The sequence below is a fragment of the Streptosporangium canum genome (assembly GCF_900113865.1).
In the GTDB taxonomy this organism is placed as follows: Bacteria; Actinomycetota; Actinomycetes; order Streptosporangiales; family Streptosporangiaceae; genus Streptosporangium; species Streptosporangium canum.
Map to the genome: position 1 here is coordinate 13,138 of NZ_FOQY01000039.1, position 12,422 is coordinate 25,559.

At 69.7% G+C, this 12,422-nt stretch carries 14 protein-coding genes, 1 pseudogene and 1 riboswitch; of the genes and pseudogenes, 10 read left to right on the forward strand and 5 right to left on the reverse strand.

Features of this window, described 5'->3' with window-relative positions; genetic code table 11:
- Window positions 1–59 precede the first annotated feature (59 nt).
- Window positions 60–383 carry a DMT family transporter gene (locus tag BM085_RS36360; RefSeq protein WP_086578115.1) on the reverse strand — a complete coding sequence of 108 codons (324 nt, stop codon included), beginning with the start codon at window positions 381–383 and terminating at the stop codon, window positions 60–62.
- A 17-nt stretch (window positions 384–400) separates the two neighbouring features.
- Window positions 401–467: riboswitch (guanidine-III (ykkC-III) riboswitch) on the reverse strand.
- 19 nt (window positions 468–486) lie between these two features.
- On the reverse strand, window positions 487–1,272 hold the full coding sequence (locus BM085_RS36365; protein ID WP_093891321.1) for a class I SAM-dependent methyltransferase: 786 nt from the start codon (window positions 1,270–1,272) through the stop codon (window positions 487–489).
- Between the two features lie 213 nt (window positions 1,273–1,485).
- On the opposite strand from BM085_RS36365, the gene BM085_RS36370 reads away from it, so the two are divergent.
- Window positions 1,486–3,309, forward strand: coding sequence for an acyl-CoA dehydrogenase (locus BM085_RS36370; protein ID WP_093891322.1), 1,824 nt, complete (start codon window positions 1,486–1,488; stop codon window positions 3,307–3,309).
- A gap of 168 nt (window positions 3,310–3,477) precedes the next feature.
- On the opposite strand, the gene blaOXA is transcribed toward BM085_RS36370, so the two are convergent.
- Complete coding sequence (gene blaOXA / locus BM085_RS36375) at window positions 3,478–4,386, reverse strand: class D beta-lactamase (RefSeq protein WP_093891323.1); 909 nt, start codon at window positions 4,384–4,386, stop codon at window positions 3,478–3,480.
- A gap of 231 nt (window positions 4,387–4,617) precedes the next feature.
- On the opposite strand from blaOXA, the gene BM085_RS36380 reads away from it, so the two are divergent.
- The 6 genes from BM085_RS36380 to BM085_RS47600 all read left to right on the forward strand — a co-directional run bounded on the left by BM085_RS36380 (window position 4,618) and on the right by BM085_RS47600 (window position 9,311).
- A complete protein-coding gene (locus BM085_RS36380; protein WP_093891324.1) occupies window positions 4,618–5,352 on the forward strand; it encodes an NUDIX hydrolase in 735 nt (244 codons plus the stop codon).
- The gene (locus BM085_RS36385) at window positions 5,349–6,305 is read left to right on the forward strand and encodes a lipopolysaccharide kinase InaA family protein (protein WP_093891325.1); all 957 of its coding nucleotides are present in this window, start codon (window positions 5,349–5,351) and stop codon (window positions 6,303–6,305) included. Before BM085_RS36380 ends, BM085_RS36385 begins: the two co-directional genes overlap by 4 nt.
- Window positions 6,306–6,469: 164 nt before the next feature.
- The gene (locus BM085_RS36390) at window positions 6,470–7,426 is read left to right on the forward strand and encodes a hypothetical protein (RefSeq protein WP_093891326.1); all 957 of its coding nucleotides are present in this window, start codon (window positions 6,470–6,472) and stop codon (window positions 7,424–7,426) included.
- Entirely contained in the window at window positions 7,423–8,643 is a 1,221-nt protein-coding gene (locus BM085_RS36395; RefSeq protein WP_093891327.1) for an adenylosuccinate synthetase, read from the forward strand. Before BM085_RS36390 ends, BM085_RS36395 begins: the two co-directional genes overlap by 4 nt.
- 52 nt (window positions 8,644–8,695) lie before the next feature.
- A complete protein-coding gene (locus BM085_RS36400) occupies window positions 8,696–8,920 on the forward strand; it encodes a DUF6458 family protein (RefSeq protein ID WP_093891328.1) in 225 nt (74 codons plus the stop codon).
- Between the two features lie 136 nt (window positions 8,921–9,056).
- Window positions 9,057–9,311, forward strand: a complete 255-nt coding sequence (locus tag BM085_RS47600) for a transposase (RefSeq protein ID WP_093891329.1) — start codon at window positions 9,057–9,059, stop codon at window positions 9,309–9,311.
- Window positions 9,312–9,487: 176 nt separating this feature from the next.
- On the opposite strand, the gene BM085_RS36410 is transcribed toward BM085_RS47600, so the two are convergent.
- Entirely contained in the window at window positions 9,488–9,823 is a 336-nt protein-coding gene (locus BM085_RS36410) for a winged helix-turn-helix transcriptional regulator (protein WP_093891330.1), read from the reverse strand.
- A gap of 148 nt (window positions 9,824–9,971) precedes the next feature.
- On the opposite strand from BM085_RS36410, the gene BM085_RS36415 reads away from it, so the two are divergent.
- The 3 genes and pseudogenes from BM085_RS36415 (at window position 9,972) to BM085_RS36420 (ending at window position 11,287) form a co-directional block, all read left to right on the forward strand.
- Window positions 9,972–10,862: an alpha/beta fold hydrolase gene (locus BM085_RS36415; protein ID WP_093891331.1), complete on the forward strand. Its 891-nt coding sequence runs from the start codon at window positions 9,972–9,974 to the stop codon at window positions 10,860–10,862.
- Window positions 10,863–11,015: 153 nt separating this feature from the next.
- A pseudogene (locus BM085_RS46490) lies at window positions 11,016–11,060 on the forward strand (hypothetical protein); the annotation flags it as partial.
- 44 nt (window positions 11,061–11,104) lie between these two features.
- A complete protein-coding gene (locus BM085_RS36420; protein ID WP_218158928.1) occupies window positions 11,105–11,287 on the forward strand; it encodes a hypothetical protein in 183 nt (60 codons plus the stop codon).
- Between the two features lie 203 nt (window positions 11,288–11,490).
- On the opposite strand, the gene BM085_RS36425 is transcribed toward BM085_RS36420, so the two are convergent.
- Window positions 11,491–11,784, reverse strand: a complete 294-nt coding sequence (locus BM085_RS36425) for a Dabb family protein (RefSeq protein ID WP_093891332.1) — start codon at window positions 11,782–11,784, stop codon at window positions 11,491–11,493.
- Between the last annotated feature and the right edge of the window lie 638 nt (window positions 11,785–12,422).

Consider the following 12,422-nt stretch of genomic DNA (forward strand, 5'->3'; position numbering starts at 1 on the left):
TACCGCGCCCTCTCGTACTCCGCCCGGCGGACGCGGAACCCGTCATGGCCCTCGCGGGCTCAGTGGCCGCCGCCGGCGAGGTTGAGGCCGACAACGCCGGCGAGGATGAGGGCGATCGAGGCGATCTTGAGGAACGACACGTCGTCGCCGAGGAACAGCATGCCCAGGGAGGCGGTGCCGACCGCGCCGATGCCGGTCCAGACGGCGTAGGCCGTACCGACCTCAAGGCTCTTGAGGCCCATGGCGAGCAGGCCGAAACTGAGCACGGCGAAGACGACGAACCCGATGCTCGGCAGGGGTACGGAGAATCCGTGGCTCATCTTGAGCGAGTACGCCATCGCGACTTCGAACAGACCGGCGACGACGATGATGACCCAGGCCATGACGGCTCCCTCCAACAGGAGCGTCGTCTTTTCAGACCGGGTACGGCGCGTCTCGTCCGGGAGCCTCCCGTATGGGTGCTCTGCTGTCGAAGCGTAGCAAACCTCATTCCGATTCCCACCAGAGCGTGAACCACCGGTCACGCGGCACCGGCCACATGTCCAGTTCGACCGCCGCCGCGATGACCTCCTCGGCCCGGTCCGGGCCGAGACAGAGCCGGCGGCACGCGCTGTCGCCCAGCTCCTCCAGCGTGGTGAAGCGGGTCAGCGGGGCGAGGCGCCGCACCTGACGGACCTCGTGGCCGAGCCCCTCGGCGATGGCGATCACGTCGTGGGCCGTGGGCCGTTCCGGGCGGACGAGGCCGTGGAAGTGCGCCCAGAGGGGGTTGAGCCAGCTCATCGGATGGTGTTCGGTGAGCTCCAGGACGACCCGGCGGCGGGCGTGGCCGGACAGCTCGGTGAGGAAGGCGGCCAGGTCGGGCACGTTGTAGACGACGTGGGCGGCGACCGCCACGTCCGCCGCCGGGGTCTCGGCCGCGACGTCGGGCCACCGTCCCCGGATGATCCGGGTGGGGACGCCCAGCCTGTCCGCCCGGGAGATCAGCTCGGCCAGCATCGCGGCGGAGGAGTCCACCGCGATCAGCTCTCCCATGCTCCCGGCCAGCGGCAGCGAGGCCGCCCCGGTGCCGGCGCCGACGTCCAGCACGCTTCCTCCGGCCGGAAGCGCCTCGGCGATCCGGGCCAGGGTCGGCCCCTCGGGGGCGGCGAGCGCGCGGTCGGTCCGCTCGGCGAACCGCGCGGGCGAGTGCTCCCAGGGGTTGGCCGGGGCCCGCGCCACGATCTCGTCGGGGATGCCCCATAGCGCGAGATCCGCTCGCCACTGTTCGTCCATGGGACGAGCTTAGGAAAGTCCGCAGGGCCGGTCGATCGACACGAGGAGGGAGCGGGAGAGGAGCTTCACGTAACGCGGACCTTGCCGCGGGGAGTGTGACAAACGTCCTATGAGTACGGTTTTCCAGGGGTTACTGGCGGGTAGCATTGTCGGTAAGGTTACTGACGAGTATGTACAGAGTCCCGGTTCCCCCGGTTTCAAGGAGCAGACCCCATGGGCCACTACAAGAGCAACATCCGTGACCTGGAGTTCAATCTCTTCGAGGTGTTCGGGCGCCGGGACATCCTGGGCACCGGCCCCTACGCCGACCTTGACGAAGATGTCGTGCGGACCATCCTCGACGAGGTCAACCGCCTGGCCACGGGGGTGCTGGCCGACTCCTTCGAGGAGGGCGACCGCAATCCCCCGGTCTTCGACCCCGCCACCGGTACGGTGACGATGCCGGCGGGCTTCAAGAAGTCCTTCGCCGCCTACCGTGACGCCGGCTGGACCAACCTCGGTCTGCCCGCCGAGCTCAACGGTCCCGGCCTGCCCAACAGCGTGAACTGGGCGCTGGCCGAGATGATCCTCGGCTCGAACCCGGCGATCTGGATGTACGCCAGCGGCCCGGCCTTCGCCCACGTGATGCACGTCATCGGCACCGAGGCGCAGAAGCGCTACGCCGAGCTGGCCATCGACAAGCAGTGGGGCGCCACCATGGTGCTCACCGAGCCCGACGCCGGTTCCGACGTGGGCGCCGGCCGCGCGAAGGCCATCCGGCAGGACGACGGCACCTGGCACATCGAGGGCGTCAAGCGCTTCATCACCAGCGCCGAGCACGACATGGCCGACAACATCTTCCACCTGGTCCTGGCCCGTCCCGAGGGGCACGGCGTGGGCACCAAGGGCCTGTCGATGTTCCTGGTCTCGAAGTACCACGTGGACCTGGAGACCGGCGAGCTCGGTGAGCGCAACGGCGTCTACGTCACCAACGTCGAGAAGAAGATGGGCCTGAAGGTCTCCACGACCTGCGAGCTCACCTTCGGCGAGAAGCACCCGGCCGTGGGCACGCTGATCGGCGAGGTGCACGAGGGCATCAAGCAGATGTTCATGATCATCGAGCACGCCCGGATGATGGTGGGCACCAAGGCGATCGCCACGCTCTCCACCGGCTACCTGAACGCCCTGGAGTACGCCAAGGCCCGCGTGCAGGGCGCCGACCTCACCCAGATGGCCGACAAGTCGGCCCCGCGCGTGACCATCGCCCACCACCCGGACGTGCGCCGCGAGCTCATGCTCCAGAAGTCGTACGCCGAGGGCATGCGGGCGCTGGTCCTGCTCACCGCCACCTACCAGGACGCGGTGCAGATCGCGGCCTTCGAGGGCCGCCGGGACGAGCACGCCGAGGCGATGAACGACCTGCTGCTCCCGCTGGTCAAGGGCGTCGGCTCGGAGCGCTCCTACGAGCTGCTGGCCCGCTCGCTGCAGACCCTGGGCGGCTCGGGCTACCTGCAGGACTACCCGATCGAGCAGTACATCCGGGACGCCAAGATCGACTCCCTCTACGAGGGCACGACGGCGATCCAGGGCCTGGATCTGTTCTTCCGCAAGGTCCTGCGCAACCAGGGCGTCGCGCTCGGCACGCTGTACGGCGACATCAAGGCCTTCGCCGCCTCCGAGGCCGGCAACGGCCGCCTCAAGGAGGAGCGCAAGCTCCTCGACGAGGCCGCGGACGAGGTCAAGGCCATGGCCGACACCCTGGCGGGCTGGGCCATCGGCTCACTGGACGCGCCGAAGGAGGTCTACCGGGTCGGCCTCAACACCACCCGGTTCCTGCTCTCCCTGGGTGACCTGGTGATCGGCTGGCTGCTCCTGCGCCAGGCCGAGGTGGCGCTGACCGCGCTGGGCTCCTCCGACCGCGACACGGCCTTCTACACCGGCAAGGTCGCCGCCGCCTCGTTCTTCGCCCAGACCGTCCTGCCCCGCCTCGCCGCGGAGCGCCGCGTGCTGGCCGCCACCAACCAGGACCTGATGGAGCTGCCCGAAGAGGCCTTCTGACCTTCTCCACCCGGCCACCTGCTCCCGCGGCAGGCGACACCGAGGGGCGCCCCGGTCTCACCGGGGCGCCCCTCGCCCGTTTCCCCCGCAGGCCGTACGGGCCTCACGGCTCGCGGGCGGGAGCGGGCCGTACGGCCTCACGGCTCGCGGAGGGAAGACGCGCTCCGCTCAGGCGGCCGGGAGGGCGCCGAGACGGCTCAGCAGCTCGCGGGCGAGCGGCATCCGCTTCTTGGTGTCCTCGTCGGCGTTGACGTCGATGTTGAGCGCGAAGGTGTAGAGCCGGTCGCCGCGCTCGACCCAGCCCACCCACCAGCCGATGCCCGGCTTGGTGGACATGCCCCAGCCGGTCTTGGCGTACAGGGCGTAGCCGTCCTTCTCCTCGATCTTCAGCATCTCGCGCACCGTCCGCTGGTTGCGCTGGGAGGCCGGCAGCTGCCCGCGAGCCACCCGCGACAGGAAGCGGGTCTGCTCCGTCGCCGAGATCTCCAGCGGGCCCTCAAGCCAGAACTGGTCGACCACGGTGCCGATCTGGCGGTTGCCGTAGCCGAGCCGGTTCACCCACTGCTTCTCCCGCTTGACGCCGATCCGCCGGGCGATCGTCTGGAAGACGGGGACGTTGGACACCCGGATCGCGTCGCCCAGGTTCATGTCATGCTCCCACTCCGGGAACCGCTGCGGCTTGCCACCGTACGGGATCACCTCGTTCTCGTCCTTGACGGCACCGGTCTCCAGCGCGATCAGGGCGTGCGGGATCTTGAAGGTGGACGCGGGGATCAGCCGCTGCTCCGCCCTGCGCCGGTCGACCACCGTGGTCTGCCCGGTCTTCACATCCAGGAGGGCGAACGTGCCGCGCACCCCCGCCTGGCGGAACAGCGCCTGCAGGTCGTCCCGGACGACCGTCCGCTGCTGGACCGCGGACTGCGCCGCCGCGGTCCCGGCGGCGGCGGTCTCGCCGCCGGAAGGACCCGCGGCGCCGTGGGCGGCGGTCCCGCCGAACAGCGCGGACGCCGTCAGGACGGCGACGCCCAGCGTCGTGCGGACCCGCCGTCGGCGGGCGGGGTCGGAGGAATGCTGCATGCCAGGCTCCTTGCTCTCGATCTTCACCGGAAGAGCAGACCAGAGCGACCCACGTCATGTCCAATATCGATATGAGAGGACGACAGATATTGAAATGGATATCCATACTGGCCAGGGCCATGCTGTCCGGGCACAGGAGAGCCGGATCGAGGTCCGGAACCATCCCGGGCGTTGATATGCGAGAATAGTTATTCTCATAATGAGAATGTTGTGGTGTGCGGAGGGCATGCGATGGACGATTCCGAGTTCCTGGCGGGCTACGACCCCCGGGCCTTCCCGGCGGTCGCGGTGACGGTCGACGTGGTGGCGCTGACCATCCGCGAGGGCGCGCTGCACGTGCTGCTGGTCGAACGGGGCGAGCAGCCCCACGCGGGGCGGTGGGCGCTGCCCGGGGGGTTCATCCGGCCGGACGAGGATCTGCCGGAGGCCGCGGCGCGGGAGCTGGCCGAGGAGACCGGCCTCGCCCCGCGCGTGCACATCGAGCAACTCGCCAGCTACGGGGCCCCCGGGCGGGACCCCCGGATGCGGATCGTGTCGGTCTCCTACCTCGCCTTCGCCCCCCGCCTTCCCGATCCCCGCGCCGGTTCGGACGCGGCCGACGCCGCCTGGCGGCGGATCGACCGGCTGCCGGAGCTGGCGTTCGACCACGACCGCATCCTCGGCGAAGGACTGGAACGGGCGCGGGCCAAGCTGGAGTACACCCCGCTGGCCACCACCTTCGTGGACGAGACGTTCACGATCACCGAGCTGCGCGGCGTCTACGAAACGGTCTGGGGCGTGCCGCTGCACGCGGGCAACTTCCACCGCAAGGTCCTGTCGGTGCCCGGATTCGTGGAGGGCACCGGGCAGACCACCGAGGGCGGCGGGACGCGGGGCGGCCCCCGGGCCCGGCTCTACCGGGCCGGCGACGCGCGGCTCCTGCATCCCGCGCTGCTGCGGCCCGCCCGCGAGGAGGCGGCCGGATGACCACCACGGCCGAGGCGATCGCCCTGGTTTCCGGCGCCCGCACACCGGACGACCTGTTCGGCGGGGACGCGCCGCACCGGACGTACCGGCGGCTGGCACGGCTGCTCCACCCCGACCTCGCGTCCGGACCGGACGCCTCCGGGGCCTTCGCCAGACTCTCGGAGCTGTGGGCCGCCCGGGGCCGGGGCGCCGAGACGGTGATCACCACCGGGCGGGGGACCCACCGGATCGCGGGCGTGTTCCGGCGCGGCGCCTCGGCCGTGCTGTACGGCTGCGACGACGACGCGCTGCTCAAGCTCCCGCGCAGTCACGCGGACAACGACCTGATGCGGCGCGAGGCGGCGGCGCTCGCGACGATCGCGCGGGAGGGCGACCCGCTGCTCCTGCCGTACGTGCCCCGGCTGGTGGAGTCCTTCCGGCACCGCTCGGGCGGGGTCGAGCGGCAGGCCAACGTGATCAGCCGTGCGCCGGACGGCTTCATGAGCCTGACGGAGATCGCCCGGCTGCGCCCGGTGCTCGACCCGAGGGACGTGGCGTGGATCTGGCGGCGGCTGCTGGTCGCGATCGGGATGGCCCACCGGGCGGGAGTGGTGCACGGCGCGGTGTTCGGGCACCACGTGCTGGTCCACCCGGTCGACCACGGCCTGGTGCTCGTCGACTGGAGCCAGTCGGTGCCGCTCGGCCGCCCGCTGACCGCCCTGGTGGCCCGGCACCGCGACGACTACCCGCCCGAGATCCTCGCCGGAGGGCCGGCGACCCAGGCCCTCGACATCCGGCTCGCCACCCGCTGCGTCGCCGCCCTCATGGGCGACGACGTCCCCGCCCCGATCCGCCGCTTCGTCCGGGGGAGCCTGACGGGCCCGCCTCGCGACGCCTGGGGACTCCTCGGCGAGCTCGACGAGCTGCTCGACGACCTGTACGGCCCCAGGAAATACCGGCCCCTCCACCTGTGACCCTCGCCCGCCGGCGCCCCTCCCCGCGGCTCCGACGGGTCCCGGGAGGCCCCGGCGGGCAGGACGGAGCATGTGCGGAGGGGTTGACGCGGCCCATAGTTATTCTCATACTGAGTTTATCTCTACTTGAGAAGAACCTGTGAAGAACGACCCCGGGAGACCCCATGGGAAGCGGCATCTGGTCCACCGACGTGTACACCGCCGCCGCGGGCTACCGCGCCGCCAAGGGCGCCAGCGCCTTCGCCTACAGCGACAGCGGTGCGCGCGCCGTGCATGACGATCTCAACCCGTACGGCGTGGCCGCCCGGGAGAGCCGTGACTCCGACGAGCACCCCGAGACCGTGGCCGTCGCCGTCCTGTTCGACGTGACCGGCTCGATGCGCGGGGTGCCCCGCACACTCCAGAGCAAGCTGCCCGATCTGCTCGGCCTGCTGGTCCGCAAGGGCTACGCGGCCGACCCGCAGATCCTCTTCGGCGCGATCGGCGACGCCACCTGCGACCGGGCCCCGCTGCAGATCGGCCAGTTCGAGTCCGACAACCGGATGGACGAGGACCTCGGCAGGATCCTGCTGGAGGGCGGAGGCGGCGGCCAGCGGACCGAGTCGTACGAGCTGGCGATGTACTTCATGGCCCGGCACACCTCGCTCGACTGCTTCGACAAGCGCGGACGCCGGGGCTATCTGTTCATCATCGGCGACGAGCTGCCCTACCCCAAGGTCAAGCGCCGCGAGGTCGGCGCGGTGATCGGCGACCGGCTCAGGCGCGACGTCACGACCGAGGAGATCGTCGCCGAGCTGACCAGGATGTACGACGTCTACTACATCCTCCCCGCCGGGACCAGCTACGCCGGAGACCGGCGGACGCTGGCGGCCTGGCGTGGCCTGCTCGGCCAGAACGTGCTGGAGCTGGACGACCTGGACGCGGTCTGCGAGACGATCGCGCTGACGGTCGGCCTCGGCGAGGACGCCATCGACCTGGACCAGGGGCTGAGCGATCTCGACGAGCTGGGCTCGACGGCGGGCGCCGCGGTGGGCAAGGCCCTGGCCAGGCTGGACCGGCGCGCGCTGGTGGTGGCCGACGGCCTCGACCTCGGCGGCGACAGCGGCGTGATCCGGCTGTGAACGAGCACGTGATCGTGGCCGACCTCGGGTACGGCGACGCCGGGAAGGGCACGGTCGTGGACTGGCTCTGCGCCCAAGGTCCCGTCCAGGCGGTCGTCAGGTTCAACGGGGGCGGGCAGGCGGCCCACAACGTCGTCCTGCCCGACGGGCGGCACCACACGTTCGCCCAGTTCGGGTCGGGGACGCTCCGGGGGGTGCCGACCCACCTGTCCCGCTTCATGGTCGTGGACCCGCTCGCCCTGGCCTCCGAGGCCGCGCACCTGGGCGAGCTGGGCGTGCCCGACCCGTTCGGCCTGCTCACCGTGGATCGGGACGCCCTGCTCGCCACGCCGTACCACGTGGCGGCGGGGCGGGCCCGGGAGCTGGCGCGCGGGGACGACCGGCACGGGTCGTGCGGGATGGGCATCGGCGAGACCATGGCCTACGCCCTGGACAATCCGGGCCTCGGGCCGACCGCCGGCGACTGCGAGAACCCGGCCCTGCTCGCGCGCAAGCTGCACGCGCTCCGCGAGGCGCTGGGGGTGAGCGGGCCCGCGGTGGAGGACTGCGTCGCGGCCTACCGGGCGTTCGCCGAGCGGGTGATCCTCGTGGACTCCTCGTTCACGGCCGCCCTGCTGCGCAGGCGTCCGGTGGTCTTCGAGGGGGCGCAGGGCGTGCTGCTCGACGAGTGGCACGGCTTCCACCCCTACACGACCTGGAGCACGACGACCTTCGCCAACGCGCTGGCCCTGCTCGACGGGGTGCCCGCCGTACGGCTGGGCGTGCTGCGCACCTACACGCCCCGGCACGGGCCCGGCCCGCTGGTCACCGAGGACCCGACGCTGGAGATCGACGAGGTCCACAACGCGACGGGGCCGTGGCAGGGGCCCTTCCGCGCCGGCCACTTCGACGCGGTGGCCCACCGTTACGCGCTGGCGGTCACGGGCGGGGCCGACGCGCTCGCGCTCACCCACCTGGACGCGCCGGTGTCGCGGATGTGCGTCTCCTACGACATCGGCGAGCTCGCGGCGGGGACGGCGGGCGACCTCGACGGGCAGGCCGGGCTGACCCGGCGGGTGCTGAGGGCGCGTCCTCGCTACACCGACGGCATCGGCGCCGGCGACTGGCCCGCGGCCGTCGCCGACGCCCTGGGGGTCCCGGTCTGGCTGGGCTCGGCCGGACCCACCGCCGCCGACAAGACGCGCCTGAGTAGTGTGATCGCCCCCGAAAGGGTATGACCACCCACGTACGTTCCCTTTACCTGACCATTACTCGCGTCCGGAGGACTTGATGGGTGTCGGGGTAAGCATCTTCTTTCTCACGCTCGGCGCCATTCTCCGGTTCGCCATCGAGCCCGACGTGCTGGGCGAGAACGTGCACATCGACGTCATCGGCCTGATCTTCATGATCGTCGGTGCCGTCGGGATCGTGTTGAGCGTCGTACTGGCCCCCAAGCGCGGGCAGACGTCGGAGGATCGCCTGATGCACCGCGAGAACAATCCGCCGGATCTCTAGTGCGACCTTCCTCAAGGGGAGTCGCGAACAGGCGGTCGAGAACCCTAGGCCGCCGGAGACGGCCTTCCCCGCTGGGGAACGGAGCACCAGGGCCTGTCCTGGGTTCAGATCATGGGGTTGTTGATTCTCCTGCGCGGTGCCGTCCGATCCTGACAGGCGAAAGGGTAGGGCGCGTGGTGACCTGACCGATGACGAGTGGGCTTTGGTCGAGCCGCATCTGCCGCTGGGTGAGCGGGGCCCGATCCCGGATCTGCGGCGGCAGTTCAACGCCGTGATGTGGCGGTTTCGCACTGGCAGCCCATGGCGGGCCCACCTGTCGAGTACGCTCCGTGGTCGACCGTTTACGACTGGTTTCGGTCGTGGGCGGTCATGGGCGTCTTCCAGGCCCTGACGCAGGCGGCGATCGGTGAGGAGGTGATTGCCGCATGGCTGTTCGGCCCGCGTCATGTCCCGTGCCCTCAAGCACGGCCCCGACGATTCCGACTCGGCGAACCGCTGTGCCCTGAGTGTTACGACTACACCACCTTCCACCCGGATGCCTGCAACCGGGACAGTGCAGGACGGATGTCAGGCCGCCGGGATGGCCTCGATGGTCTTCATGTGCTTCTCGCCCCACTCGCCGAGAGGGATGAGAGCGGCGTTGAGTGACTGGCCGAAGTCGGTCAGGGAGTATTCCACCTTCGGCGGGACCTGGTGGTACACCTCTCGGCGCACAAGGCCGTAGTGCTCCATCTCTCGAAGCTGGAGGATCAGCATCTTCTCGCTGATGCCGGGTACCGCCCTCCTCAGCTCCCCGAAACGCCGCGAACCGTCGTGTAGCGCCCACAGGATCAGCGCCTTCCACTTGCCGCCTATCACGTCCACGGCGGCGTCGAGTCCGCATGAGTAGCTCTGCTTCTTCACCGTTCCTCCGATACTGAAAAAAAGGTAAGTACCTGAAAAAATAGTAGGTACTTGTGAGAAATTCCGCAAGGGAACAGGATCGGACACGCATCGGATGGGCCCATCCCGCAGCACCGCTCACACCATTCTCACAAGCACGGAGATCACGATGAAGAACGGCCGCATCAACGCCAACGGCATAGACTTCGCCTACGTCGAGGAGGGGGAGGGGCCGCTGGCCCTGCTCCTCCACGGCTTCCCGGAGTCCGGCGACGCCACCTACCGCCACCTGATCCCGGCTCTCGCCGCGGCAGGTTATCGAGCCGTCGCCCCCAACATGCGGGGGTTCGCCCCCACCGCGCTTCCCGCGGACGGCAGCATGCGCCTCCGCGATCTCGTCGCCGATGCCAACGCCCTGCACGAAGCACTGAACGGTGACGGCAATGCGATCCTCGTGGGCCACGACTGGGGCGCGGGCATCGCCTGGGGCGCCGCCGTCGCGGCACCGGAGCGGTGGTCACGGGTCGTGGCCAGCGACGTCCCGCCCCTGCAGTTCTTCGGCAGCTACTCCAGCACCTACGAGGGAATCGAGAACATGAACCACTTCTGGTTCTTCCAGATGGACATGGCAGAGGAGGTCCTGGCCGCCAACGACATGGCATACCTGCGGCAGATCCTGCAGGAGAGGTGGACCGGACCCGGATACGACGCCACCGAGGAGTGGGAGGGGACGCGCAGGGCCCTGGGTGAGCCCGCCAGGCTGCGGGCGGCCCTCGATCTCTACCGAACGAACTTCGGCCCCAAGCAGATGGGGACGCCGGAGTGGGCGGCCGAACAGGGAGCCCTCTGGGGTCCTCTGCCGACTCAGCCGACCTTGTACCTCCATGGCACGGAGGACAAGAGCGTCGTTCTGGACGAGGAAACCATGGCGGCGATCCGCGCAGCCCTTCCTGAGGGCTCCGAAACGGCCTTCCTCGAAGGTGTCGGGCATATCGTCCCCGTGGAAAAGCCGGACCGGTACAACGAGCTCGTTCTCCGATTCCTCAAGAAGACGATCTGACGGTCGCAGGCGGCGGCGCCGATCCGTGCCGGCATCGTGCTGAAAGCCGCTTCCTGCGCGTCCTTCGTCAGGAGGCTGTGACGAGCCGCAGGCTACGGCGCCGCCCCCCTGCCCCGGCCGGAGCTGTCATTGTGGGACAAGACCCTGTTTCGGATGTTGTACGACACGGCGGCCCGAGCTGAGGAAGTTCTCGCGTTGGACGTCGACGAGCTGGATCTACGCAACCGCCGCGCCAGGGTGCGGTGCAAGGGCAGCGCCGCCGACGTCCCGCGACCGTCCGCCTGCTGGCGGGCCGCACCGCGGGGACGGTCTTCCTCACCGCCCGGCGCGTCCGTGTCGAGCTGCCCCCGGCAGACCTCGACTCGGCCGGTGGCAGCCCGGCTGCCGTACTGGTGGGCGGCCGGGTTGTTCCTGATCGTGGCTGACCGGGCGGCCGCTACGATCAGGATCTGCACAAGGAGTGCAGCACGGCGGAACGCTGCATCAATCAGATCATGGAATGGCGCGGCCTGGCCTTCCGCTTCGACAAGACTCCCGAGAGCTATCTCGCGGGCCTTCATCTACGCGGAGCCATCTCGTGGAACCGAAGCCTCCAACCCGCCTGAAGATCCAAACTCCGTACAAGGCCCTAGAAGGCGTACTGCACGGCCGCCCGGGAGGCCAGGATCGGCTTGATGTGCTCGGCGATCACGGCCTGGTGCGCCGGGTGGTCACGGTAGATCAGATAGTCGTCGAGGCTGTCGAAGTCCGCGACGACCGCGAACTCGTGGTTGCCCGGGTTCACGCCCGCGTCGGCGCCGACGGCGTAGGAGCGGATCTCCGTGATGATCTCCGGCAACTTGCCGAGCTCGGTCGCGACCGCGGCCCTCTGCTCGTCGGTGGCCCCTTCGGCCCAGGTGAAAAGCACGACATGCCGGAACATGATCTTCCCTTCGTTCGAGTTCCCAGCCAGCGTACGGCCACGCCCACGGAGACCCGACGGTGGGGACTAAATCACCTTTAGCATGGGTAGAACTCTTTGTCCTGAAATGCGTAGATATGGCAATTTATTTCTTATTTATACAGCTCTGCGGTGCTTTGCCAAAGCATAAGTGCTTTGCGGTGTCTTGATCGCTCCTCCTCCGGCAGTCTGTGGATTGTCCAGCAATCCATGAGGACGGATCCGTCTTCGCGTGAAACCCGGAGGAACGCATGAAAACCAAAACTGCTGCCTCGTTCATCGCGAGCATGATGGGCGCGGGGCTCTTCGCCGGAGCACTCGTAGCAGGCTCCGCACAGGCCTCGGTCAAGCCCGTGGCGTCGGCCCCGGCCGTCCAGACCGCCACCACGGCCGCGAACGTCGTCACAGGCTGCGGTTGCTGGAGACGCCGTTGCTGCCGCTGTGGCGGCGGCTGTGGCTGGGGCGGCGGCGGCCGAGGCTGGGGCTGGGGCGGCGGCGGTGGCCGTGGCTGGGGCGGTTGGGGCGGCGGCTGGTGGTAGGCCGGAGGCGGGCAGGCCGCCGCCCGTCATAGAACCACGAGCGGCCGGGGCGAGAACACGGTTGTTGTCCGGCCGGGCCGG